The sequence below is a fragment of the Xanthomonas sp. LF02-5 genome, from assembly GCF_034105325.1.
Lineage (GTDB): Bacteria > Pseudomonadota > Gammaproteobacteria > Xanthomonadales > Xanthomonadaceae > Xanthomonas_A > Xanthomonas_A sontii.
On record NZ_JAXGGF010000004.1, the window covers coordinates 293,882 to 319,270 of the forward strand.

Annotated in this window: 18 protein-coding genes and 1 pseudogene; 12 read left to right on the plus strand and 7 right to left on the minus strand. The window is 70.1% G+C overall.

Translation table 11 applies throughout. From position 1 onward, the window contains the following. The first annotated feature begins 315 nt into the window (after nt 1–315). Together smc and zipA are read left to right on the plus strand one after the other, a co-directional pair. Entirely contained in the window at nt 316–3,819 is a 3,504-nt protein-coding gene (gene smc, locus SLW52_RS12750) for a chromosome segregation protein SMC (protein ID WP_320740423.1), read from the plus strand. Nucleotides 3,820–3,933: 114 nt separating this feature from the next. Further along, entirely contained in the window at nt 3,934–4,671 is a 738-nt protein-coding gene (gene zipA, locus SLW52_RS12755) for a cell division protein ZipA (protein ID WP_148828584.1), read from the plus strand. 361 nt (nt 4,672–5,032) lie between these two features. On the opposite strand, the gene SLW52_RS12760 is transcribed toward zipA, so the two are convergent. After that, nucleotides 5,033–6,163, minus strand: coding sequence for a pyridoxal phosphate-dependent aminotransferase (locus SLW52_RS12760; RefSeq protein ID WP_320740422.1), 1,131 nt, complete (start codon nt 6,161–6,163; stop codon nt 5,033–5,035). A 441-nt stretch (nt 6,164–6,604) separates the two neighbouring features. Here SLW52_RS12760 and ligA point away from each other — a divergent pair, with 441 nt between their 5' ends. The 7 genes and pseudogenes from ligA (at nt 6,605) to SLW52_RS12795 (ending at nt 17,623) form a co-directional block, all read left to right on the plus strand. Next, nucleotides 6,605–9,121, plus strand: coding sequence for an NAD-dependent DNA ligase LigA (gene ligA, locus SLW52_RS12765; RefSeq protein WP_320740421.1), 2,517 nt, complete (start codon nt 6,605–6,607; stop codon nt 9,119–9,121). Then, the gene (locus SLW52_RS12770) at nt 9,118–9,603 is read left to right on the plus strand and encodes a GNAT family N-acetyltransferase (RefSeq protein ID WP_320740420.1); all 486 of its coding nucleotides are present in this window, start codon (nt 9,118–9,120) and stop codon (nt 9,601–9,603) included. Before ligA ends, SLW52_RS12770 begins: the two co-directional genes overlap by 4 nt. Next, the gene (epmA, locus tag SLW52_RS12775) at nt 9,603–10,553 is read left to right on the plus strand and encodes an EF-P lysine aminoacylase EpmA (protein WP_320740418.1); all 951 of its coding nucleotides are present in this window, start codon (nt 9,603–9,605) and stop codon (nt 10,551–10,553) included. Before SLW52_RS12770 ends, epmA begins: the two co-directional genes overlap by 1 nt. 199 nt (nt 10,554–10,752) lie before the next feature. After that, entirely contained in the window at nt 10,753–11,397 is a 645-nt protein-coding gene (locus SLW52_RS12780) for a DUF3011 domain-containing protein (protein WP_320740522.1), read from the plus strand. Between the two features lie 61 nt (nt 11,398–11,458). Beyond that, the gene (gene mtnA, locus SLW52_RS12785) at nt 11,459–12,523 is read left to right on the plus strand and encodes an S-methyl-5-thioribose-1-phosphate isomerase (RefSeq protein ID WP_320740417.1); all 1,065 of its coding nucleotides are present in this window, start codon (nt 11,459–11,461) and stop codon (nt 12,521–12,523) included. A gap of 210 nt (nt 12,524–12,733) precedes the next feature. Continuing rightward, the gene (gyrA, locus tag SLW52_RS12790; RefSeq protein WP_320740416.1) at nt 12,734–15,550 is read left to right on the plus strand and encodes a DNA gyrase subunit A; all 2,817 of its coding nucleotides are present in this window, start codon (nt 12,734–12,736) and stop codon (nt 15,548–15,550) included. 375 nt (nt 15,551–15,925) lie between these two features. After that, nucleotides 15,926–17,623, plus strand: a pseudogene (locus SLW52_RS12795) (PQQ-binding-like beta-propeller repeat protein). A gap of 202 nt (nt 17,624–17,825) precedes the next feature. Here SLW52_RS12795 and SLW52_RS12800 read toward each other — a convergent pair. Next, on the minus strand, nt 17,826–18,680 hold the full coding sequence (locus SLW52_RS12800; RefSeq protein ID WP_320740414.1) for a hypothetical protein: 855 nt from the start codon (nt 18,678–18,680) through the stop codon (nt 17,826–17,828). 162 nt (nt 18,681–18,842) lie between these two features. Between SLW52_RS12800 and SLW52_RS12805 the strand changes: the two genes are divergently transcribed. The 3 genes from SLW52_RS12805 (at nt 18,843) to SLW52_RS12815 (ending at nt 20,765) form a co-directional block, all read left to right on the plus strand. After that, nucleotides 18,843–19,259 (plus strand): hypothetical protein, encoded by a 417-nt coding sequence (locus tag SLW52_RS12805; RefSeq protein ID WP_267101906.1) that lies wholly within the window; start codon nt 18,843–18,845, stop codon nt 19,257–19,259. A gap of 161 nt (nt 19,260–19,420) precedes the next feature. After that, on the plus strand, nt 19,421–20,119 hold the full coding sequence (locus tag SLW52_RS12810) for an SGNH/GDSL hydrolase family protein (RefSeq protein WP_267104066.1): 699 nt from the start codon (nt 19,421–19,423) through the stop codon (nt 20,117–20,119). 157 nt (nt 20,120–20,276) lie between these two features. Beyond that, nucleotides 20,277–20,765: a GNAT family N-acetyltransferase gene (locus SLW52_RS12815; protein WP_242004189.1), complete on the plus strand. Its 489-nt coding sequence runs from the start codon at nt 20,277–20,279 to the stop codon at nt 20,763–20,765. Nucleotides 20,766–20,807: 42 nt separating this feature from the next. Here SLW52_RS12815 and SLW52_RS12820 read toward each other — a convergent pair whose 3' ends face one another. The 5 genes from SLW52_RS12820 to hutG form a co-directional block, all read right to left on the minus strand. Continuing rightward, complete coding sequence (locus SLW52_RS12820) at nt 20,808–21,434, minus strand: TetR/AcrR family transcriptional regulator (protein ID WP_152245787.1); 627 nt, start codon at nt 21,432–21,434, stop codon at nt 20,808–20,810. Next, nucleotides 21,434–21,691: an acyl-CoA-binding protein gene (locus SLW52_RS12825; protein WP_048490289.1), complete on the minus strand. Its 258-nt coding sequence runs from the start codon at nt 21,689–21,691 to the stop codon at nt 21,434–21,436. Before SLW52_RS12825 ends, SLW52_RS12820 begins: the two co-directional genes overlap by 1 nt. Nucleotides 21,692–21,784: 93 nt before the next feature. Beyond that, nucleotides 21,785–22,609 carry a hypothetical protein gene (locus tag SLW52_RS12830; protein ID WP_320740413.1) on the minus strand — a complete coding sequence of 275 codons (825 nt, stop codon included), beginning with the start codon at nt 22,607–22,609 and terminating at the stop codon, nt 21,785–21,787. 140 nt (nt 22,610–22,749) lie between these two features. Beyond that, nucleotides 22,750–24,417, minus strand: coding sequence for a urocanate hydratase (gene hutU, locus SLW52_RS12835; RefSeq protein ID WP_295930012.1), 1,668 nt, complete (start codon nt 24,415–24,417; stop codon nt 22,750–22,752). A gap of 50 nt (nt 24,418–24,467) precedes the next feature. Beyond that, nucleotides 24,468–25,331, minus strand: a complete 864-nt coding sequence (gene hutG / locus SLW52_RS12840) for an N-formylglutamate deformylase (RefSeq protein ID WP_320740412.1) — start codon at nt 25,329–25,331, stop codon at nt 24,468–24,470. Nucleotides 25,332–25,389 lie beyond the last annotated feature (58 nt).

Here is a 25,389-nt window from a genome sequence, read left to right on the forward strand (position 1 = left end):
GTACCGACACGGGCACCGCAAGGTGCCCGTGTCGTTTTTGCCGACCGGCGCCGCCCTCGGCGGGCCATGCGGCCCTGGCCGGGCGCGGCCGGCGCAAGACCCGCCGGCTGCGAGTGCGACCGCCGTCGCATCGCCGCCGCCCGGCGTAGGCCGCCCCAGCCTCGCGCGGGGGCCGCTATACTCAGTGTCTCGTGTCCGATGTCGGCCCGGCGGTGTAGCCGCATCAATGGGTTGGAAGCAGGACCTCACCTGGATCTTCATTAGCGGCAGCGCAGCTCGGAATGCCGGCGGCGTCTGCCATGGATTGCCCGCACCATGCGCCTGTCGACCATCAAGCTGTCCGGCTTCAAGTCCTTCGTCGATCCGACCACGCTGCACCTGCCGACCAACATGACCGGCATCGTCGGTCCGAACGGCTGCGGCAAGTCGAACATCATCGACGCGGTGCGCTGGGTGATGGGCGAAAGTTCGGCCAGCCGGCTGCGCGGCGATTCGCTGACCGACGTGATCTTCTCCGGGTCCTCGGCGCGCAAGCCGGTGTCGCAGGCCACGGTGGAACTGATCTTCGACAACACCGACCACACCATCGCCGGCGAGTACGCCTCGTTCAACGAGATCTCGGTCAAGCGCCAGGTCAGCCGCGACGGCAGCAGCAGCTACTACCTCAACGGCACCAAGTGCCGGCGCCGCGACATCACCGATCTGTTCCTGGGCACCGGCCTGGGCCCGCGCAGCTACTCGATCATCGAGCAGGGCATGATCAGCCAGATCATCGAGGCGCGTCCGGAGGACCTGCGCGTGTACCTGGAGGAGGCCGCCGGCATCTCCAAGTACAAGGAGCGGCGCAAGGAGACCGAGACCCGCATCCGCCACACCCGCGAGAACCTGGAGCGCCTGGGCGACCTGCGCGAGGAGATCGGCAAGCAGCTCGAGCACCTCAAGCGGCAGGCGCGCCAGGCCGAGCAGTACCAGGCGCTGCAGGAAGAGCGGCGGATCAAGGACGCGCAATGGAAGGCGCTGGAATACCGCGGCCTGGACGGACGCCTGCAGGGCCTGCGCGAGGCGCTGGGCCAGGAAGAGACGCGCCTGCAGCAGTTGATCGCCGAACAGCGCGATGCCGAGGCGCGCATCGAGACCGGCCGCGTGCGCCGCGAGGAGGCCGCCGAGGCGCTCAGCACCGCGCAGGCCGAGGTCTACAAAGTCGGCAGCACCCTGGCCCGGATCGAGCAGCAGATCCAGCACCAGCGCGACCTGTCGCAGCGCCTGCACAAGGCACGCGACGAGACGCAGACGGCGCTGGCCGAACTCGGCCAGCACATCGGCACCGACGAGGCCAAGCTGGCGCTGCTGCGCGAATCGGTGGACGTGGCCGGCCCGCAATTGGAGCAGCTGCAGGAAGACAACGAATACAAGCAGGAAGCGCTGCGCGAGGCCGAGGCGCGCCTGGCCGACTGGCAGCAGCGCTGGGAATCGCATCAGCGCAACACCGCCGAAGCCTCGCGTGCCGGCGAAGTGGAGCGCACCCGCGTCGATTACCTGGACCGGCAGTCGCTGGAGGCCGAGCGCCGCCGCGAGGCGTTGCTGGCCGAGCGCGCCGGGCTGGACCTGGACGCGCTGGCCGAGGCGTTCGCGCAACTGGAACTGCAGCACGAGACCCAGCGCGCCGCGCTGGACGGGCTGACCGAGCAGGTCGAGGCGCGCAAGCAGGCGGTGGCGGCGCTGCAGGACCAGCAGCGCAGCGCGCAGGCCGAACTGGCCGACGTGCGCAAGCAGGCGCAGGCCGCGCGCGGCCGGCTGTCGTCGTTGGAAACCCTGCAGCAGGCCGCACTCGGCCAGGAGCAGGGCGCGGCGGTGGCCTGGCTGCAGGCGCGCGGGCTGGATTCGGCGGCGCGCGTCGGCGAACGGCTCAACGTCGAGAGCGGCTGGGAGAACGCCGTCGAAGGCGCGCTCGGGCAGTTGATCGAAGGCGTGCTGGTGGAGGCGCCGGAACAACTGGTCGACGCGCTGGGCGAACTCGGCGAAGGCCGCATCGCCCTGGTCAGCGGCGAGGAGGCGGCCGAGACCTTCGCGCCGACCTCGCTGGCGGCCAAGGTGCAGGGGCCGATCGCGATCCGCCGGCTGTTGGCGCGGCTGCACGCGGCCGAGGATTTGAGTGCGGCGCGGGCGCTGCTGCCGCAGCTGGGCGAGGGCGATTCCATCGTCACCCGCGACGGCGCGCGCCTGGGCCAGGGCTGGCTGCGCGTGTCGCGGTCCGGCGCGGCCAAGCAGGGCGCGCTGCTGCGCGAGCGCGAGATCCAGAACCTGCGCGGGCAGATCGAGACGCTGCAGGAGCGCGAGGCCGACCTCGAGCACCGCCTCGGCGAGATGCGCGCGCAATTGCTGGCCGGCGAGCAGCAGCGCGAGGACGCGCAGCGCCAGCTGTACCAGGCGCACCGCAGCGCCTCCGAACTGGCCGGGCAGTTGCAGAGCCAGCAGGGCAAGGTCGACGCCGCGCGCACCCGCATCGAGCGCATCGAGCTGGAGGTCGCGCAGCTGCTGGAAACCCTGGACAGCAGCCGCGAGCAGGCGCGCGAGGCGCGCTCCAAGCTGGAGGACGCGGTCACCAGCATGGGCGACCTGGAATCGGTGCGGCATGCGCTGGAAAGCGAGCGCCGCCAGCTCACCGAGGCGCGCGACCTGGCCCGCGACGCCGCGCGGCGGGTGCGCGAGGCCTCGCACGCCCTGGCCCTGACCCTGGAGTCGCAGCGCACCCAGATCGCCTCGCTGAGCCAGGCGCTGGAGCGCATGGGCAACCAGCGCGGGCAGCTGGACGCGCGCCTGGGCGAACTCAGCGCGCAGTTGAACGAGGGCGACTCGCCGGTGCTGGCGCTGGAGGCCGAGCACCAGGCCGCGCTCAGCGAGCGCGTGCGCACCGATCGCGCACTCGGCGAGGCGCGCGCGCTGCTGGATGGCATCGACAACGAACTGCGCGCGCTGGAGCAGACCCGCCAGCAGCGCGACGAACAGGCGCTGGCGCAGCGCGAACGCATCGCCCAGCGCCGGCTCGACCAGCAGGCGCTGGTGCTCAGCGCCGAGCAGCTGTCGGCGGCGGTGGTCAAGGCGGGCTTCGTGCTCGAGGATGTGATCAACGGCCTGCCCGAACATGCCGACCCGGCCGAGTGGGAGCAGGCGGTGCAGCAGATCGATGGACGCATGCGCCGGCTGGAACCGGTCAACCTGGCGGCGATCAGCGAGTACGGCGAGGCCGCGCAGCGCGCCGAGTACCTGGAAGCGCAGGACGTCGACCTCAATACCGCGCTGGAGACCCTGGAAGACGCCATCCGCAAGATCGACCGCGAGACCCGCGGCCGCTTCAAGGACACCTTCGACCGGGTCAACTCCGGCGTGCAGGCGCTGTATCCGCGCCTGTTCGGCGGCGGCCACGCCTACCTGGAGCTGACCGGCGAGGACCTGCTGGACACCGGCGTGGCGATCATGGCGCGGCCCCCGGGCAAGCGTGTGTCCAGCATCTCGCTGCTGTCCGGCGGCGAGAAGGCGATGACTGCGGTTGCCCTGGTGTTCGCGATCTTCCAGCTCAACCCGGCGCCGTTCTGCCTGCTCGACGAGGTGGACGCGCCGCTGGACGAGGCCAACGTCGGCCGCCTGGCAGCGATGGTCAAGGAAATGAGCGAGAAAGTGCAGTTCCTGTTCGTCAGCCACAACAAGGCGACGATGGAGGCGGCGCATCAGCTCAGCGGCGTCACCATGCGCGAGCCCGGCGTCAGCCGCCTGGTCAGCGTGGACCTCGAGGAGGCCGCGCGTTTGGCGGGCGCGGCCTGACGTGACATGCTAAAGGACGTGATGCGCGTCGAGGCTTGGTTCCCGCGTTGGCGGACCCGATGCGCACCCGCCAGTTATTTTCCCCCTGTGTACCCTTGCCGGAGTAACCCCTGAATGTCCGACATGGCAATGCTACGCATCGGCATCCTCGCCGCCGGCTTGCTGTTGATTGCGGCGATCTTCCTGTTCGGCCGCCCGAAGAAACCGAGCCAGGGCCGGCGCGTGGAGCCGGCCGATCCGGCCGCGCCGCGCCGCGAACCCTCGCTGGGCGACGCCGCCCCGGCCGCCGGCGACGACGCGCTGGCCGCGCCCGGCGCGGACGGCGAAGCGCACCAGCCCGATTTGGGCCTGCCTGCGGCGGAGGCGCCCGGCGCCGACCTCGGCAAGCGGCCGAGCCAGGATTTCGACAAGATCGTCTCGCTGTATGTCGCCGCCCGTGCCGGGCAGGTGTTGCGCGGCGAGGACATCGTGGTGGCCGCGGAGAAGACCGGCCTGACCTTCGGCCACATGAACGTGTTCCACCGCCTGGTGGAAGGGCATCCCGAGCGCGGCCCGATCTTCAGCATGGCCAGCATCATGAAGCCCGGCAGCTTCGACATGGCGCACATCCGCGAGATGGAGACCCCGGCGATCGCCTTCTTCCTGACCCTGCCGGCGCCGCTGACCGCGCTCGACGCCTGGGAGAAGATGCTGCCGACCGTGCAGCGCATGGGCGAACTGCTCGACGGCGTGGTCCTGGACGACAGCCGCAACGCCCTCGGACGCCAGCGCATCGCCCACATCCGCGACGACCTGCGCGCCTACGACCGCCAGCACCAGGCACCCCCATTGACGAAGGCGCCGCGCTGGTAGCTTGGTGCCGGGAATGGGGAAACGGGAATGGGGAATCGTAAAAGCGATTCCCTGGTGCTGATTGCCCCGCGCGCTGGTCCCTTCTCCCACCGGGACCATGGCCCCCTTCTTGGGGGAAGGTGCCCCGAAGGGGCGGAAGAGGGTACGGCCGCCGCCGATGCCAAAGCCCCTGGCTTTGACTGTTGCGAATTCCCAGTGCCCTTCCCGAATCCCGACTCACCGCCAATCGAGCGTTGGCGCCGAGGCTAGCGAATCGCGAATTCGCAACGGCAATGCCAGGGCAAAACCAGCCACGCCTCAGCCGCACGACAACCCGCTTTTACGATTCCCCAGTTTCCATTCCCCATTCCCGGCCCCCAAGCTATTTGCGCGCCTTAACAAACGCATCCCGAAACCGCAGCATCTCCGCTTCGGTGCCCACGGTAACGCGCACCAGCTTCGGCCAGATCGGCCAGCTGCGGCCGACGATCACGCCTTGCTTGGCCATCGCCGCGGCGAAAGCGGCGCCGTCGCGCTTGACGTCGACCATGAAGCAGTTGGCCTGCGACGGCAGGCACTTGTAGCCCTTGCTCTGCAGCCAGGCGATGGTGGCGTCGCGGATGCGCGCGTTCTCGGCGCGGCGGGTCGGCACCAGTTGCAGGTCCTGCAGGCTGGCGATGCCGGCGGCCAGCGCAGGCACCGACACCGGATTCTGGCCGAACGCGGCCAGCCTGGTCTGCAGCCCCGGCGCGGCCACCGCCAGGCCCAGGCGCAGCCCGGCCATGCCGTACAGCTTGGAGAAGGTGCGCAGCACCAGCAGGTCCTGGCGCTGGCCGATCAGGTCGATCACCGACGGCTCGTCGCTGTAGTGCAGGTAGGCCTCGTCGACCAGCAGCACGCTGGACGCAGGCTTGTTGGCCAGCAGCCATTCGATGTCGGCGCGCTTGGTGACCGACCCGGTCGGGTTATTGGGATTGCACAGGTAGATCAGTCCGGCGTTCGGATCGGCGCTGGCCATGGCCTTGACGTCGTGGGCGCCGTCGGCGCGCAGCGGCACCCGCCGCACCGGTGCGCCATGCGCGGCAGCCACATCGGCCACCGCCTCGAAGGTCGGATCGGCCACCACCACGCCGGCGCGCGGCGTGGTGAAGGCGCGCGCGGCGCGGGCGAGCGGCTCGCTGGAACCGGGATACACCGCCACGTGGTCGGCCGGCAGGCGCTGCTGGCCGACGAAAGCGGCGATCAGCTCGTCCGACAGCTCGAACAGGTAGCGGCCGCTGCGCGGCAGGATCGCCTGTGCCGCGGCCAGCGCCGCGGGCGAAGGGCCCAGCGGGCATTCGTTGAAGTTCAGGTGCACCGTGCCGGTTGCTGGCACTACGTCAGGTGTTGCCGCAGCAGTGTCGGCGGCCTTGCGCCGCGCCGCCTCGGCGACGGGCGCCAGGCCCACGGCGCCCAGCGCCAAACCGGAGGTAGCCAGGGACAGGAAGGAACGGCGCGAGACCGGTAGCGACACGTGGCTCTCCAGAGCGGGCGGGGGAGGTCACGTTAACGAGGTGTTAATGGCGGGGCAAGGGAGTGAGGGGCCGGGATTCGGGATTTGGGATTTCGGGATGGGCTTGAGGCTGGGATTGGGGATTGGGGATTGGGGATTGGCAAAAGCCGGGTGGTGAGGTCGATGGCGTTGCGCGCTCCGTACCCTCACCCCAACCCCTCTCCCGGTGGGAGAGGGGCCTTGGCTTCTCCCTTCTCCACTCGGGACCATGGCCCCCTGCTTGGGGGAAGGTGCCCCGCAGGGGCGGATGAGGGTCCGACTGCCGCTGACACCAGAAGTCCGAGCTCGGGCTGTTGCGAATCCCAATCCGCAATCCCGGCCGTCCGGCCGTCAAGCCGACTCCCCAATCCCCGCCTTCCAGCTACTATCGCCCCCTCTCCGTTACCCCGATTTCCGCTGCGCATGACCGCAATTCCCGATCCCCAGCAGCGTGCCGCCGAGTTGCGCCAGCGCATCGACGACGCCAATCACCGCTACTACGTGCTCGACGACGCGTCGATTCCCGATGCCGAGTACGATGCGCTGATGCGCGAGTTGGAGGCGCTGGAAGCCGCGCACCCCGAGCTGGCCAGCGCGGATTCGCCGACGCGCAAGGTCGGCGCGCGCCCGGACGGCGGCTTCCCGGAAGTGCGCCACGCGATCCCGATGCTGTCGCTGGCCAATGCCTTCGAGACCCCGGGCGTGGCCGAGGACGCCGACGATCGCACGCGCTTCGCCGAGGTCGCCGATTTCGAGCGCCGCATCGAGCGCGAACTGGACCTGGCCGCGCCGGTGTTCTCGGTGGAGCCGAAGCTGGACGGCCTGGCGATCAGCCTGCGCTACGAGGACGGCGTGTTCGTGCAGGGCGCCACCCGCGGCGACGGCAGCACCGGCGAGGACGTCACCGCCAACCTGCGCCAGGTGCGTTCGGTGCCGCTGAAGCTGCGCGACCTCGGCGTGCCGCCGCCGGCGGTGCTGGAAGTGCGCGGCGAGATCTACATGCCGCGCGCCGCCTTCGCTACCTGGAACGCACAGGCGCTGGAGCGCAACGAGAAGCTGCTGGCCAACCCGCGCAATGGCGCCGCCGGCTCGCTGCGCCAGCTCGATCCGGCGGTCACCCGGCGCCGGCCGCTGGCGTTCTTCGCCTATTCGGTGGGCGAGGTCCGCGGCCTGGAACTGCCCGAAACCCATTCGCAGACCCTGCAACTGCTGCGCGACTACGGCTTCCCCGTCGCCCCGGAGGCGGACACCGCCACCGGCTTCGATGGCCTGATCGCCTATTTCCGCCGCATCGGCGCCGCCCGCGACAGCTTGCCGTACGACATCGACGGCGTGGTCTACAAGCTCGACGACTACGACCAGCAACGGGCGATGGGCTTCGTCTCGCGCGCGCCGCGCTGGGCGCTGGCGCACAAGTTCCCGGCGCAGGAACAATCCACCGTGCTGCGTGCGATCGAGGTGCAGATCGGCCGCACCGGCGCGGTCACCCCGGTGGCGCGGCTGGAGCCGGTGCAGGTCGCTGGCGTCACGGTTACCAACGCGACGTTGCACAACGCCGACCAGATCGCGCGGCTGGACGTGCGCGAAGGCGACACGGTGATCGTGCGCCGCGCCGGCGACGTGATCCCGGAAGTGGTGCGGGTGATCGAGGAACGGCGTCCGCCGGGCACCGCGCCGTGGACGATGCCGGCGGCGTGCCCGGTGTGCGGTTCGGAACTGGTCAAGGAAGAGGATGCGGTGGCCTGGCGTTGCAGCGGCGGCCTGGCCTGTGCGGCGCAGCGCAAGGAGGCCGTGCGTCACTTCGCCTCGCGTCGCGCCATGGACATCGAAGGCCTGGGCGAGCGCCAGGCCGATGCCCTGGTCGAGTTCGGCTTCGTGCAGTCGCTGGCCGACCTGTACGCCTTGAGCGTGGAGGATCTGGTGCGGATGAAGACCGCGCTGGACGCGGCCACTGCCGCCGACCTGCTGCAGTCGCTGGAGGACAGCAAGGGCGCGTTGGCGCTGGATGCGGCCGGCCGCGCCGCGTTGGAGGACGAGACCACGTCGTGGCGGCGCGCCGACTTCCTGCGCGCGCACCTGACAGTGGACCTGGGGGGCAAGCTCGCGACCAAGTGGGCCGAGAATCTGGTCGCCGGCATCGACGCCAGCCGCGCCACCACGCTGCCGCGTTTCCTGTTCGCGCTGGGCATTCCGCACCTGGGTGAGACCACGGCCAAGGCGCTGGCCTACTGGCTGGGCTCGCTGGCGTTCGTGCGCAGCACCCCGGCGGTGCTGCTGCAGGCCTTGCCGGACATCGGCGGCGAGGTGGCGCGCTCGATCGCCACGTTCTTCGAACAACCCGGCAACGCCGCGGTGGTCGATGCGCTGATCGCCGCCGGCATTTGCTTTTCCGACGAGGGCACGCCGCCGGCGGAACTGCGCGAGCGCCTGGATCTGGCGCATCTGCTGGGCACGCTCCCGGTGGACAAGCTCGGCGGCAAGAGCGCGCAGCGCCTGGCCGCCACCTACGGCACGTTGCACGCGTTGCTGGGCGCCAACGAAAGCGGCTGGACCGGGGCGGGCCTGTCCACGGCCGGCGCCGCCAACCTGGCTGCGTACCTGGCCGATCCGGCACAGAAGCAGGCGCTGTTGGACGCCGAGGCGGCGATGCAACGCCTGCTCGATGCCGCGCCGGCGCAGACCCAGCGTCGCGCCGGCCCGCTGGATGGGCAGACCGTGGTGCTGACCGGCACCCTGACCGCGCTGACCCGCGACGAGGCCAAGGCGCAACTGGAGGCGCTGGGCGCCAAGGTCGCCGGCAGCGTATCGAAGAAGACCGCGTTCGTGGTCGCCGGCGAGGCTGCCGGTTCCAAGCTCGACAAGGCGCAGGAGCTGGGCGTGGCGGTGTGGGACGAGGCGCAGTTGCTGGCGTTCCTGCAGTCGCAGGGGCAGGGCGCATGAGCGCGCTTGGCACCACGCAGGAGGAACTGCGCTGGCGCATCGCCGGCGCGGCCGATCAGCCGGCCTTGCTGGGGATGCTGCAGGCGTTCTACGCCGAGGACGGTATCGCGTTCGATGCCGAGCGGGTGACGCGCGGCCTGCAGGCGCTGCTCACGCAGCCGACACTGGGCGAGGCGCTGCTGTGGCTGGCGCCGGACGGCGCGGTGGTGGGCTATGCGCTGATCACCGCTTGTTTCAGCGTCGAACTGGGCGGGCGCTATCTGCTGCTCGACGAGTTGTACCTGGGCCCGGCCGCACGCGGCCGCGGCTGGGGCCGGCGCGCGGTGGCGCTGGTCGAGGCGCGCGCCCGCGCGCTGGGCGTGGACATGCTGCGGATGGAGGTCAATCACCACAACGCCGCCGCCAAGCGCCTGTACCTGGGCCTGGGCTATCGCGACGACGCGCGCGACCAGCTGAGCCGCCGGCTCGACACGGCGCCGTGATGGACCTGCTGTCCACCCTACAATTGCGCGCCCGGCTCAATGCCGCCATCCGCGGCTTCTTCGCCGCGCGCGGCGTGCTGGAAGTGGAGACGCCGATGCTGTCGGCGGCCGGCAACACCGAGCCGAACATCGACAGCTTCCAGACCCGCTTCAGCGGCCACGTCGACGCAGGTCCGGCGCTGCGCTGGCTGCGTACCTCGCCCGAGTATCCGCTGAAGCGGCTGCTCGCAGCCGGCATCGGCGATTGCTACGAACTGGGGCGGGTGTTCCGCAACGGCGAGGCCGGCGGCCGCCACAATCCCGAGTTCACCATGCTCGAGTGGTACCGGGTCGGCTGGGATCACCGGCAGTTGATCGAGGAGACCGTGGAGCTGGTGCGCACGGCGCTGGCCCTGGTCGGGCGCAGCGCCACGCTGCAGGTGCTCAGCTACCGCGAGCTGTTCCAGCAGGGCGTGGGCCTGGATCCGTTCGCTGCGCCGCTGGAGGCGCTGCAGCAGCCGCTACGCGAGATCCGCATCGATGCCGACGGCCTGGGCCGCGACGACTGGCTGGACCTGCTGATGACCCACTGCCTGCAGCCGGCGTTCCCGGCCGACCGCCTCACCGTGGTCCACGACTGGCCGGCCAGCCAGTGCGCGCTGGCGCGCGTGCGCGACGACGACCCGCCGGTGGCTGAGCGCTTCGAGCTGTACCTGGGCGGCTACGAACTGGCTAACGGCTACCACGAGCTCAACGATGCCGCCGAGCAGCGCCGGCGCTTCCTGCGCGACCATGCGCTGCGCCAGGCGCGCGGAGCGGTGCTGCCGCCGCTGGACGAGCGACTGCTGCAGGCGCTGCCGGCCTTGCCCGACTGCGCCGGCGTCGCGGTCGGCGTGGACCGGCTGCTGATGGCGATGCGCGGCACCGCGCAGATCGGCGAGGTGCTCGCCTACGATTTCGCGCATGCCTGAACAGGCCGTCACGTGTTTTCGCGGCGCCTTGTTGCGTTGTCCACACCGATGATGGTTTGATCGGGCACGGCATGCGCACGCCGCGCGCCAGCAGGTCTTCGTTGTTCAGGTTCTAGGCATAGGGGCAGAGCCAAGCATGAAGTGGGCGTACGGGCTCGGTGGCTGGTGTTGGCTGGGGTTGGCGGCAAGCGTGTGGCCGATGCCGTCGCCGGCGCAGGACACCGATGCGTACGATGTCGCGGTGATCCGCTGCGAGTCGCGCGACATGACCTGGGTGCACTGTCCGATGTCCACCGACCAGGGCGTGCAACTGGTGCGGCAACTCTCCGACAACGACTGCATCCGTGGCAGCGAGTGGGGGTCTGACGCCACCGGCGTGTGGGTCACCCTCGGTTGTCGCGCCGAATTCCGTCCCAATCCGGTGGAAGCGCCGCGCAGCGCGATGCGCCGCGTGTTGCGCTGCGAGTCCGATGGGCGCTTGGAAAGCTGCCCGGTGATGCTGCGCGGGGCGCCGGTGCGGCTGATGCGGCAGTTGTCGTCGGTGCCGTGCCGCGAGGAGCGCAGCTGGGGCGTGCGCCGCAACGAGATCTGGGTCGCGCGCGGCTGCCGCGGCGAGTTCGAGATCGGCGCCGCCGACGGCTCCGGCTTCCCCGCCGGCCCGCGGCCGGTGCTGTGCGAATCCAAGGGCAAGGCGCGGCGCCGCTGCGGCGTCAGTGTGCAGGATCGTGTCGAACTGCGCCGGCAACTGTCCGGCGCGCCCTGCGTGCAGGACGACAGCTGGGGCTGGGATCGCGATGGTATCTGGGTGGACAAGGGCTGCCGCGCCGAGTTCAGCGTCAACTGAGCGCGCCGGTGCGGTGGCGCGGCGTCCTCAATCCGCAATCGCCGGCGTTTACAATGGCGCGATGAACGCCGCCCTCGATATCGATTACGCCCGCTACGACCATATCCGCCCGATCCTGTGGACCGGCGACGCGCTGGAGCTGCTGGACCAGCGCAAGCTGCCGTTCGCGGTCGAACACGTGCGCTGCACCGACAGCGACCAGGTCGCCGCGGCGATCCACGCTCTGGCCGTGCGCGGCGCGCCGGCGATCGGCATCGCTGCAGGCTGGGGCACGGTGCTGGCCGCGCGCGAGGTGCAGGCCGAGAACGGCGCCGAGGCGTTGCTGAAGCTGGAGCCGGCCCTGCAGCGGCTCAATGCCGCGCGCCCGACCGCGGTCAACCTGGCCTGGGCGCTGGCGCGCATGCGCGGCGCGCTGGGCGCGGCAGGCAGCGACTGGCCGTCCGTGCTGGAGCGCGAGGCGCAGGCGATCGCCGAAGAGGATCTGGCCGCCAACCGGCACATGGGCGCGCTCGGTGCCGGCCTGATCGTGCCGGGCAGCGGCGTGCTGACCCATTGCAACACCGGCTCGCTGGCCACCGCCGGCTTCGGTACCGCGCTGGGCGTGATCCGCGCCGGCGTCGCCCAGCAGCGCATCGCCAAGGTGTTCGCCAGCGAGACCCGGCCGTGGCTGCAGGGCGCGCGGCTGACCGTGTGGGAGCTGCAGCAGGACGGCATCGACGCCACCCTGATCGCCGATTCGGCGGCCTCGCACCTGATGAAGACCGGCGCGGTGCAGTGGGTGATCGTCGGCGCCGACCGCATCTGCGCCAATGGCGACACCGCCAACAAGATCGGCACCTACCAGCTGGCGATCGCCGCGCGCCACCATGGCGTCAGGTTCATGGTGGTGGCGCCGTCGTCCACCGTGGACATGGACACCGCCGACGGCGCGCAGATCGAGATCGAGCAACGCGATCCGGGCGAGCTGTTCGGCGTCGGCGGCACCCGCACCGTGGCCGACGGCATCGCCGCCTGGAACCCGGTGTTCGACGTGACCCCGGCGGACCTGATCGATGCCATCGTCACCGAGCGCGGAGTGATTGAGCAGCCGGACCCGGCGCGCATGCGCGCCGCCTTCGGCGGCTGAGTTCCAGGGAGCGCCGCCGCGCCCGGCAGAGGCGGCCGGTGGCGCGCAAGTGCTTGTTCGCGCCGGCAAAAACCGGGCAATCGGGCGCCTGTCATGATAGAATCCGGCGGTTCGATCGACCGCCGTGCGCCCTAGGCGTGCGGCCGCGGCGGGCCCGCCTGTCGCGGGCCGGCGTGGTGGTCGATCCGCCACCAGACTTACGGAACCCGAATGGCAGAATCCGCCAAGGAAATCATCCAGGTCAACCTGGAAGACGAGATGCGCAAGAGCTACCTCGATTACGCCATGAGCGTGATCGTGGGGCGTGCCCTCCCGGATGCGCGCGACGGCCTCAAGCCGGTGCATCGCCGCGTGTTGTTCGCGATGAACGAGTTGGGCGCGCACAGCAACAAGCCCTACTACAAGTCGGCGCGTATCGTCGGCGACGTCATCGGTAAGTACCACCCGCACGGCGACCAGTCGGTGTACGACACCCTGGTGCGCATGGCGCAGCCGTTCTCGCTGCGCTACCTGATGGTGGACGGGCAGGGTAACTTCGGCTCGGTCGACGGCGATTCCGCGGCGGCGATGCGTTACACCGAGGCGCGCATGTCGCGGCTCGCGCACGAGATGATGGCCGACATCGACAAGGAAACCGTCGATTTCCAGCCCAACTACGACGAGAAGGAACAGGAACCGTCGGTGATGCCGACGCGCTTCCCGAGCCTGCTGGTCAACGGCTCGGCCGGCATCGCGGTGGGCATGGCCACCAACATCCCGCCGCACAACCTGACCGAGTCGATCAACGCCTGCCTGGCGCTGATCGACAATCCGCAGATCGACGTCGACGGGTTGATGGAGCACATCCCCGGCCCGGATTTCCCGACTGCCGGCATCATCAACGGCACCACCGGCATCGTCGCTGGCTATCGCACCGGCCGCGGCCGCGTGCGCATGCGCGCCAAGGCCGAGATCGAGATCCAGGACAACGGCCGCGAAGCGATCGTGGTCACCGAGATCCCGTACCAGGTCAACAAGGCGCGGCTGATCGAGAAGATCGCCGAGCTGGTCAAGGAAAAGAAGCTCGAAGGCATCAGCGAGCTGCGCGACGAGTCCGACAAGGACGGCATGCGTATCTACATCGAGGTCAAGCGCGGCGAAGCCGCCGACGTGGTGCTGAACAACCTGTACCAGCAGACCCAGATGGAGTCGGTGTTCGGCATCAACATGGTGGCGCTGGTCGACGGCCGCCCGCAGCTGATGAACCTCAAGCAGATGCTGGAGGCGTTCGTCCGCCACCGCCGCGAAGTGGTCACCCGCCGCACCATCTTCGAACTGCGCAAGGCGCGCGCCCGCGCGCATATCCTCGAAGGTCTGACCGTCGCGCTCGCCAACATCGACGAGATGATCGAGCTGATCAAGACCTCGGCGAACCCGAACGAAGCGCGCGAGCGCATGCTGGCCAAGACCTGGCAACCGGGCCTGGTCGGCGCGCTGCTCAACGCGGCCGGCGCCGAGGCCTCGCGCCCGGAAGACCTGCCCAGCGGCGTCGGCCTGGTCGGCGGCGGCTACCAGCTGACCGAGGTGCAGGCCACGCAGATCCTGGAAATGCGCCTGCACCGCCTGACCGGCCTGGAGCAGGAGCGCCTTACCGAGGAATACAAGCAGCTGCTGGACGCCATCGCCGGGCTGATCCGCATCCTGGAAAACCCGGATGTGCTGCTGCAGGTGATCCGCGAGGAACTGGTCAACATCCGCGAGGAATACGGCGATGCGCGCCGTACCGAGATCCGCCACAGCGAAGAGGATCTGGACATCCTCGACCTGATCGCGCCGGAAGACGTGGTGGTGACCCTGTCGCATGCCGGCTACGCCAAGCGCCAGCCGGTCAGCGCCTACCGCGCGCAGCGTCGCGGCGGTCGCGGCCGCAGCGCGGCGGCGACCAAGGAAGAGGATTTCATCGACCAGCTGTGGCTGGTCAACACCCACGACACGCTGCTGACCTTCACCAGCAGCGGCAAGGTGTTCTGGCTGCCCGTGCACCAGTTGCCCGAGGCAGGGCCGAACGCGCGCGGCCGCCCGATCGTCAACTGGATTCCGCTGGAGAACGGCGAGCGCGTGCAGGCCGTGCTGCCGGTGCGCGAGTACGCCGAAGGCCGCTACGTGTTCTTCGCCACCCGCAACGGCATGGTCAAGAAGACCCCGCTGAGCGAGTTCGCGTTCCAGCGCAAGATCGGCAAGATCGCGATCAACCTCGACGAGGGCGATGCCCTGGTCGGCGTCGCGCTCACCGACGGCGAGCGCGACGTGCTGCTGTTCGCCTCCAACGGCAAGACCGTGCGCTTCTCCGAACGGCCCAAGGACGACGAGGCCGATGATGCGGCCATCGACGAGGCCGCTGCCGACGACGGCGTCGTGGCCGACGACGAGGCCGCGGGCGAGGAGGGCGACGACGCCCGTGGCGTGCGGCGCAAGAGCCGCGGCGGGGTCAAGCCGACCGGACGCAGCAGCCGCGGCGTGCGCGGCATCCGCCTGGCCAAGAGCGAGTACGTGGTCAGCCTGATCGTGGCCGAGCCGGCCGTGGGCCAGGACGAGGACGCCGACGACGTCGACGCCGCAGCGGACGCCGAGGTCGAGGCCGAGGCGCGCAACGGCGACGAGGCCGATGCCTACATCCTCACCGCGACCGAGAACGGCTACGGCAAGCGCACCCCGCTGGGCGAGTATCCGCGCAAGGGCCGCGGCACCCAGGGCGTCATCGGCATCCAGACCAGCGAGCGCAACGGCAAGCTGGTCGGTGCGGTGCTGCTGAGCACCCGCGACGAAGTGCTGCTGATCTCCGACGGCGGCACCCTGGTGCGGACCCGCGCCTCGGAAATCTCCCGCGTCGGCCGCAACACCCAGGGCGTGACCCTGATCCGCCTGTCCAAGGGCGAGAAGCTGCAGGCGGTGGAACGCCTGGACGGCTCGCTGGTCGAGGAGGACGTGCTGCCGGGCGAGGACGGCGTCGCCGAAGGCACTGGCGAGGCTGCACCGCCGCAGGCGTGATGCGCTCCTGAGCGAACGACGACGCCGGCCTCGTGCCGGCGTCGTCGTTTTTGGGGCTCGCCACCGCAACGATGCGGATGCTCTGCTGCGAGCGTGCACGCGGCGCCACGGCGGCCATTTGTACGACCGCCGCGTCACACCGACTGACTATGCCGCCGGGTCGTCCTCGCCCTCGACGACACAGCCCGCGTGATGCCCAGGTCGATGCTGGATCACGAGGACGGCAAGATTGCGTGTCAGCGTGTGTCAGCAGGAAACGCACGGCATTCACCGGCTGCCTGGGATAAGGACGCGCGGCGCGCGTGCGCCGCTGCCTCGGCGGATGTTCCGCGTGGCCGTGTCCTGCGAGGAGTGGCAATGAACGAATTCGAATGAATGCAGCGTCGTGGCGGCTGGCCGCTGCAGTTGCTCGGCGGGGCCTGCGCGCTGATCGGAGTGGTGCTGGCGATAGGCGGCTCCTGGTACTACCTGGTCGCCGGCCTCGGCCTGACGATCTCCGGCGTGCAACTGTGGCGCGCGCGGCGCAATGGTGCGCTGTGGTTTGCGGCGACCTTCCTGCTCTCGCTGTTGTGGGCGGCATGGGAGTCGGGCGCCGACTACTGGCGCTGGGTGCCGCGCATGGGCCTGATGGTGTTCCTGGCGCTGCTGCTGCCGCGGCTGGACCGGCCGTTCTCGCGCAGGTTGTCGCGCACGCTCGCCGCGGTGCTGGCGCTGGTGTTCGTCGGCGCGTTCGCGCTGGCGTTCCTGCCGTACGGCGTGACCGAGGCCGAAGGCACGTTGGCGCATGCGGCGGGCATGGCCGCGGCGCTGGCGAGCCCGCGCACCGGCGCGCAGCCGGCCGACGCGCCCGCCGATGCCGACTGGGCCGCCTACGGTCGCGACAACGCCGGCAGCCGCTACACGCCGCTGCGGCAGATCGCCCCGGGCAACTCCTCGGCCGACTACTGGAGCAGTTTGCGCACCCCGCAGGAAGACCGCTATGCGACCTCGCTGGTCGCGCTGGACGTCACCACCGGCAAGCCGGTGTGGAATTTCCAGACCACCCACATCGACGTGTGGGACTACGACCTGGGTTCGCAACCGACGTTGCTGGATTTCCCGCACGACGGCACCACCGTGCCGGCGGTGCTGCTGCCGAGCAAGCAGGGCGAGCTGTACGTGCTCGACCGGCGCACCGGCAAGCCGCTGGGCGGGGTCGAGGAACGCGCGGTGCCGGGTGGCGGCGTGGAGCCGCAGCGCCGCGCCAGGAGGCAGCCGTTCTCGCTGTACCACTAGCTGCGCAAGCGCGACCTGACCGAGCGCGACATGTGGGGCATGACCCCGATCGACCAACTGGTGTGCCGCATCCAGTTCCGCAGCGCCAGCTACAAGGGCATCTACACGCCGCCGGAAGCCGACCGCCATTCGATCGAGTACCCCGGCTACAACGGCGGCTCGGACTGGGGCAGCGTGGCGGTGGATCCGCAGCGTGGGGTGATCGTCGCCAACTACAACGACATGCCCAACTACAACCGGCTGGTGCCACGGGCCAAGGCCGACAGGATGGGCTGGGCGCCGCGCGACCAGGTGCGCGGCGACAGCGGCGGCGCCGAGGGCGCCGGCGATCCGCAGGCCGGCACGCCGTACGCGATCAACGTCAACGCCGGCTGGCGCCTGCCGTTCACCGGGCTGCTGTGCAAGCAGCCGCCGTACGGCGGCATCCGTGCGATCGACCTGGCCAGTGGCAAGACTCTGTGGGACCGTCCGTTCGGCAGCGCGCGCGGCAATGGCCCGTTCGGCATCCACTCCGGCTTGCCGATCGAGATCGGCACGCCCAACAACGGCGGCGCCGTGGTCAGCGCCAGCGGGCTGATCTTCATCGCTGCGGCGACCGACGACCTGATCCGCGCGATCGACCTGGCCAGCGGCAAGACCCTGTGGCAGGCCAAGCTGCCGGCCGGTGGCCAGGCCACGCCGATGGTGTACGCGGTCGACGGGCGCGAGTACCTGATCATCGTCGCCGCCGGCCATCACTTCATGGAGACCAAGCGCGGCGACTACGTGATCGCCTATGCGCTACCGCCGGCAGGCTGATGCGGGCCGTCGCTGCGAGGTCGCGATGCGGCTTCGCGGCGGCGGAACGAGGTGGATGCGGGAAGGGGGTGATTGGCCTCCCGCCGCCGATCACGCCGGTCGCCTCACGGTGTGTCCAATCACGGGTATGCGATGCGTTGTAGCAGCGGCTGAAGCCGCCCCTACGAGAAAACATCGCGATACGCTCAACTTGCGCCGGCGTCTACTCCAACTGATCGCGAGCAAACGCTGCGTCCAGCGCTTCCATCGCATCGCGCGGCTTGAGCTTGGCGGCCTTCTCGAACGCCGCGGCGGCGTCTTCCTCGCGCTTGTCGCCGTACAGCAACAGCAGCACGTTGGCGTGTTCGACGTGGGCGATCGGCGCGTCCGGCACCAGCTTCAGCGCCTGCTGGATATGCTGTTCGGCGGTGGCCGCCTTCGCCCCGTAGGTCAGGCCGCCGATCATCGCGCCGACCTTGCCGATGATCTCGGCGTGGTACAGGGCCAGCGCCATGTGCGCCTCGGCATGCTTGGGCTCCAGCTCCAGGGCCGCTTCCAGCGAGGCGCGCACCTTGCTGGCGATGCCCTGCTTGAGCGCCTTGACGATGCTCAGGCCCTGGCTGTAGCGGCCCAGCGCGAAGGCGTGGCGGTAGTGGCTGTTGGCCTCGTCCGGCAGCGCGGCGATCGCCGCCTCGGCCAGCGTCGCGGCCTGCTGCAGCCGCTGCAACTGCTCTTTTTCGTCCTCGACCAGATAGCCGGCGTGGATGCCGATCGCCTTGACCGCGACGGAGGCGCCGAACACGCCCAGCGCCTTGCCGGCCTCGTAGGCCTGCTGGAACTGCCCATGGTGGAACGCCCGCCAGGCCTCGATCAGCGCGGCCGACACGGTCTGCGCGTCGTGGCCCTTGCCGGCCTTGCCGGCTGCGTCGAGCAGGGCCTGCGCGCGTGCCGGGTCCGGATAGGGTTCGCGGTCGCCAGCGTGCAGCTTGGGCCACGCTTTCTTCAGCGCCTCGCCGGCGTAGGCGTAGGCCTTGGCGTCGTACGGAAACGGCGCCCACGCGCCCGATTTTGCTGCCATGTGGATCTCCCTGTGCGGCGCCGGGCCACGGCGTCCGCGCCGAGCATGGCGCCGCTGCCGGCACGTGGCAAGGGTGGGGCGCCGATAGTGTGTTTGCTCAAGCCGCCGGCGCCAGCATGGTGCGCATCGGGGCCACTGCCGGCCCCCTCTGGAGATCCTGCGATGGCGACCAAGAAGCGTTCCCCCTCCGCGCTGCGGCCGGACCGGCTGAACCCGCGGCACCTGTGGCTGGCCGGGCTGGGCGTGGTCGCGCTGACCCGCAAGCGCGCGCTGGCCGCCGCCGCCGATGCCGCGCAGGGCGCTGCCACGCTCAAGGCGCTGGCCACGCAACTGGCCGACGAGGCCGAGAGCAGCGTGCGCGAGGGCGCGGCGGCGCTGCGTGGTCAGGTGCAGCCGTTGAGCGCCGAGGTCGAGGCGCGCCTGCAGCCGGTGCTGGTCAAGCTGGGGTTGCAGGCCGCGCCGCGCGCTACCTCGCGCAAACGTAAGGCCGCGCCCAAGCCGGCCAAGCCTGCGGGCAAAAAGCGCGTGTCCGCCCAGCGCCCACGAAGCGCCAGCAAGCGCAGCGCAGCGGCGCGATAGCCCGAGCACAGGCGCAGCCGGAATGGTGTCAGCGTGACTGCCGCCGTGTTGCAGCGGCGCACGCGGTGCCATGCATGCCGGCCCGGACTGTGGCCCTTGCATGCGGTTCGAGGGATCGGTTACACGCTCGCCAAAACAGCTCCTATTGATCACAATAAGGGATGAAAACGATTTTGCTGTTGAGCTGCCTGGCGGCCGCTCCGTTTGTCGCCCATGCCGCCACTTCCGCGGATGGCGGAACGTGTCTTGGCGCCGTCAAGCAGGAGCTAAGACTGGCTTGGCCGCAGAATCACACGATCAATATCGTGGCCTTCGGGCACAGCGTACCCGCTGGATATTTCGTCGTTCCGGCAGTGCACAGCAAGGATGCGTATCCGCAACGTGTCGCCGATGCGCTGGAGCAGCTTTACCCGACTGCGGTCATCAACGTGATCACCTCGGCGGTGGGCGGGGAGAATTCCAGTCAGGGGCTCAGCCGGTTCGCCGCGGAAGGACTGGGGCATCGGCCGAAAGTGATCATGATCGACTATGGCCTCAACGACCGCAATTTGACTGTCGCGCAGGCGCGCTCCAACCTCACCGCGATGATCCGTGAGGCGCGTGCTGCGAAGGCGTGCGTTGTGCTGATGACGCCGAGCATCGATCTGAAGGGCGATCCGCCGGCGGCCAAGTCGACCTTGCTCGAACAGGTCGGCATGATCCGCAAGCTCGCGAAGACGCAAGGTGTCTCGTTGGTCGATTCCTACGCGGCCTTCGCGGCTTACAAGGGGAATCGGCAAGATCTGATGGCGCAATCGAATCACCCGAATGCCAAGGGGCATCAGCTCATCGCCGACAAAGTGGTCGAGTTGCTCAAGTAGCCGCTGCGGATCTGTGCTGCCGCTGCGCCCTAGGAACCTGCGGTCAGTCCCGCTGGGCATTCCACCCGCGTGACCTGGCGCGCGGATTCGCGCCGGCGCAGGACGGGCCGCGCTCGGGCATACTTGCCGGCGACCATAGACCCGAGACGCCGACACCATGCAGATCCGGCCCGCCACGCTTGACGATGCCGAGGCGATGGTCGCGGTGCAGGACGCGATCTTCGCGGCCGGCCTGCGCAAGGCGCCGACCGATCTGGCGACGGTGCGCGCGACCTACCTGCAGCATCCCGATCGTCTCCAATGCGTGCTGGCCGAGGACGCCGACGGGCGTGTCCTCGGCTTCCAGTCGCTGCGCATCGCGCGTGCCGGCAATGCCTACGACGTGGCCGAGGGCTGGGGCATCATCGGCACCCACGTCGACCCGCGCGCGGCGCGCCGTGGGGTCGGCAGCGCGCTGTTCCGGGCCACCTGTGCGGCCGCGCGCAGCGCCGGGCTGGCGCAGATCGACGCCAGCATCGCCGCCGACAATGCGCTCGGGCAGGCGTACTACGAGGCCATCGGCTTTCGCACCTACCGCACCCCGCCGGGCCTGGTCTGCAAGGTCTACCGGCTCGACGGGCCAGCCGCGCAGGCTGCCGCCGACTGAGCGGCACCGCCCCGCCTGTGCTTGCGCGCGGAGCAGGGTGCTTCAATCCAGATAGGCGTCCATCAACGCGGTCAGGTGCGCGCGTTCGGCGTCGCGCAGGAACGGCGCGACCAGTTGCATCACCTGCACGATGCCGTGGCGGATCGCCACTCGCTCGTCCTTCTCGCCGCGCGCGGCCGCGTAGTTGAGCCAGAACGTGGCCACCACCAGCACGTTGGTGGCCACGCCGCCGCGTTCCTGGGCGCTGGCGCGCATCGCGCCGGTCTGCGCGAGTCCCTCGAACACCGCCTGCACGCTGGCGTCGGCACGGCGCAGGATGCGCGCGAAGCGCAGGCGCAGGCGCCGGCTGCGGCTGAGGATCTCGACCAGGTCGCGGTACAGGAAGCGGTAGTCCCAGATGCACTCGAACACCAGGTGCAACTGCAGCCAGATATCCTCCAGCCCCGGCAGACGCGCGCTCGGCAGCGCCAGCGCCGCGTCCATGCGCTCCTCGTAGCGCGCGAACAGGTGCTCGATGATGTCGTCCTTGTTGCGGAAGTGGTAGTACAGGTTGCCGGGGCTGATCTCCAGCTCGTCGGCGATGTGGTTGGTGGTGACGTGCGGCTCGCCCTGCGCGTTGAACATCGCCAGGGCGGTCTCGAGGATGCGCCGCCGGGTGTCGCGGGCCATCAGGCCAGCAGCTTCTTCACCAGGTCCACGTATTTCTTCTGCGCTTCCGCCTGCGGCATGCCCTTGAGCTTGGCCCAGGCCTCGTACTTGGCGGTGCCGACGAAGTCGAAGAAGCCCGGCTTGGCGCCGCTGACGTCGCCCTCCGAGCCTTGCTTGTACAGCGCGTACAGCCGCAACAGGGTGTCGTTGTCGGGGCGCTCGGCCCGCTGCTTGATGTCCTGGACCGCTTTCTCGAAGGCCGCCTTGCTGTCTGCCATGATCCCGCTCCGCCCTGACCGGCAGGCATCACAGCACGGGCGGGAGGCCGGGTCAACGCGGAGCGCGGCCGGTGGCCGGCGCGGACGTCGCGGTTATAGCATCGACAGTGCGTCGGCCTGGCGGCTGTCGGCGACGCGTTCGTGCGCATGCGCGGCCTCTTCGTGGGCGGCCTGCGCCTGCCGCGCCAGCGAGGCCTTGGCCGCGATGGAACGGATCGCATCGGTGACCTCGGCCAGCGGCACCTGCGTGCTGAGCCGCTGGAAGGTGTCGCGGCTGTTGTAGCCGGAACCGTCGCGCAGGTATTGCTCGTACATGGTCAGCAGTTCGGTGCAGGCGGCGGTGAGGGTTTCCATGTTGTTGCGCGCCAGCGCATGGCCGACCTGGTCCAGGTTGTGCAGGCAGTCGGAGAGCCAGTGCAGGTCGTAGCGCGCGCTGGCCGGCTCCGGGCCGTTGTGGCCGCGGCTGTAGGCGCTGTAGCGGCGGATGCTGCGCGCCACGCGGGCGACGTGGGCGAGCAGGGTGCCGACTTCGTCGGCGATGTCGATCTGCGCCAGGGCGATGGTCGAGGGCGGCGCGGCCGGAGGCGCCGCCGGTGCCGGCCCCGGCTTCGGGGGGGCGGGCGAAGGCGCCGCGGCCGGTGCGGCGTTGGCGGACGCCGCCGCTGCGGGCGCTGCCTCGTATTCGTAGGTCGCGCGCAGGCGCTCGTGGTCCTGGCGCAGCGTTTCCAGTTCCTGCGCGCTGGCGGCGGCCTGCGCCTTCAGCTGGCTCAGCGCCGCCTGATACCGCGCGATCGTCTCCTTCGCAGTCGCGTCGCGCCGATAGGCATGCCCCAGACGCTGGAACAAGCCATGCGCGAACGCTGTGGCAACGGCAGCCCACAGCGCCACGGCAGGAGTGAGGTAGATCAGGATGCCCATGCAGGCTCCTTGAAACGATGCATCCCTTGTCGGCGCAGCTCGGCCGAACTTGAGGCTGCATCGTGCGAGGGGTGACGCAGTTCCGCTTTGCCGCGTCGTGCGCCCGCCCGCCGCGCGCAGGCGGCGGACGGGCGCCGGCCTCAGCGCAGGATGCCGGGCAGGTCCAGGTGCTTGTCGCGGGCGCAGTCGAGGGCGATGGCATACCCCGCATCGGCATGACGCATGACGCCGGTCGCGGGGTCGTTCCACAGCACCCGGGCGATGCGCTTGGCCGCCGCCTCGGTGCCGTCGCAGACGATGACCATGCCGGCGTGTTGCGAGAAGCCCATGCCGACGCCGCCGCCGTGATGCAGCGAGACCCAGGTGGCACCGCTGGCGGTGTTGAGCAGGGCATTGAGCAGCGGCCAGTCGGAGACCGCGTCCGAGCCGTCGGCCATGGCCTCGGTCTCGCGGTTCGGCGAGGCGACGCTGCCGCTGTCCAGGTGGTCGCGGCCGATCACCACCGGCGCCTTCAGTTCGCCCTTGGCGACCATCTCGTTGAACGCCAGCCCCAGGCGGTCGCGGTCGCCCAGGCCGACCCAGCAGATCCGCGCCGGCAGGCCCTGGAACTGGATCTTCTCGGCGGCCATGTCCAGCCAGCGGTGCAGGTGCGGGTTGTCGGGAATCAGTTCCTTGACCTTGGCGTCGGTCCTGGCGATGTCCTCCGGGTCGCCGCTCAGCGCCGCCCAGCGGAACGGGCCGACGCCGCGGCAGAACAGCGGGCGGATGTAGGCGGGGACGAAGCCGGGGAAGTCGAAGGCATTGGCCACGCCTTCCTCCAGCGCCATCTGCCGCAGGTTGTTGCCGTAGTCCACGGTCGGCACGCCCAGGGCGTGGAAACCGAGCATGGCGCGGATGTGGTTGGCCATCGAGGCGCGCGCGGCCTGTTCCACCTCCTTCGGCGCGGAGACGCGCTTGGCGTCCCACTGCTCGACCGTCCAGCCCTGCGGCAGGTAGCCGTTGACCGGGTCGTGCGCGGAGGTCTGGTCGGTCAGCAGGTCTGGCTTGATCCCGCGCGCCAACAGCTCGGACAGCACGTCGGCGACGTTGCCGAGCAGGCCGACCGAGCGCGGCGTCTTCGCCGCGCAGGCCTCGGCGATCAGGCTCAGCGCCTCGTCCAGCGAGTCGGTCCAGGTATCCAGGTAGCCGGTGCGCAGGCGCATGTCGATGCTGCTCTTGCGGCACTCCACCGCCAGGCACGAGGCGCCGGCCATCACCGCGGCCAGCGGCTGCGCGCCGCCCATGCCGCCGAGACCGCCGGTGAACAGCCACTTGCCGGACAGGTCGCCACCGTAGTGCTGCCGGCCCATTTCGACGAAGGTCTCGTAGGTGCCCTGGACGATGCCCTGCGCGCCGATGTAGATCCAGCTGCCGGCGGTCATCTGGCCGTACATGGCCAGGCCTTTCTTATCGAGTTCGTTGAAGTGGTCCCAGTTGGCCCAGCGCGGCACCAGGTTGGAATTGGCGATCAGCACCCGCGGCGCGTCGGCATGGGTGCGGAACACGCCGACCGGCTTGCCCGACTGCACCAGCAGGGTCTGGTCGTCGTCCAGGCGCTTGAGCGTCTCGACGATGGCGTCGAAGCTCTCCCAATCGCGCGCGGCGCGGCCGATGCCGCCGTACACCACCAGTTCCTGCGGCCGCTCGGCCACGTCCGGGTGCAGGTTGTTCATCAGCATGCGCAGCGGCGCTTCGGTCAGCCAGCTCTTGGCGGTGAGGGCGCTGCCGGTGGGCGCTTGGATGATGCGGGTGGCGTCGAGGCGGGTCATGCGGGAATCCTCAGGTGGATGCGCGGAAGGCGGAACGCGGTGCGCGCGCGTCAGGCGGTGGTGCGGGCGGATGCGGCGGGGCTGCGGACGAAGTCGAGGCAGGCCTGCAGCACCTGCTGCAGCACCGCGCGCAGCGGCGCGGCGTACTCGGGTTGCCACGGCGAGGGCCAGTTGCCGGGGTCGACCGTGTCGGGTTCGTGCATGTAGCCGCGGCAGGCCAGTTCCATCTGGATCGCGTGCACGCCGTCGGCCGGCGCGCCGTGGTGGCGGGTGCTCCAGCCGCCCTTGAAGCGGCCGTTGCGCACGTGGCTGAAGTCGCTGCCGGCGCAGACGCGCTCCACCGCATCGGTCAGCGCTGCCGCGCAACTGCTGTCCACCGCGCCGGAGGCACCGGCACTGCCGATGTTGAACTGCGGCAGCTCGCCGTCGAACAGGTGCGGAATGCGCGAGCGGATCGAATGCGCGTCGTACACCACGATGGCCGGGTGCAGGGCGCGCAGGCGCGCGATCTCCGCGTCCAGTGCGGCGTGGTAGGGCGCGAACCACTGCGTGCGGCGCGCGTCGATCTCGGCCGCATCCGGCTCGGCCCCGGGTCGGTACAGCGGCTGCGCGTCGAAGGTGGTCAGTGGGCACAGCCCGGTGGTGTTCTGCCCGGGATACAGCGACACCCCGGCCGGGTCGCGGTTGACGTCGATCACCGAGCGCGAGATCGCGGTGCGCACGGTGGTCGCGCCCAGCGCGTTGGCGAAGTCGTACAGCAGGTGCACCCACCAGTCGGCATCGCGCTGCGCCAGCCATGGCGAGACGAAACGGTCGGCCAGCGCTTCCGGCAGGTCGGTGCCGGTGTGCGGGAAGCTGAGGATCAGCGGCGCATCGCCGCGGTGTACAGTGAGCCAGTCGGGCAGGGATGTCATACGGCCTCGCGTTGTGCTGTTCTGTGGAAGCGGCTTCAGCCGCGAACGGGGCATTACC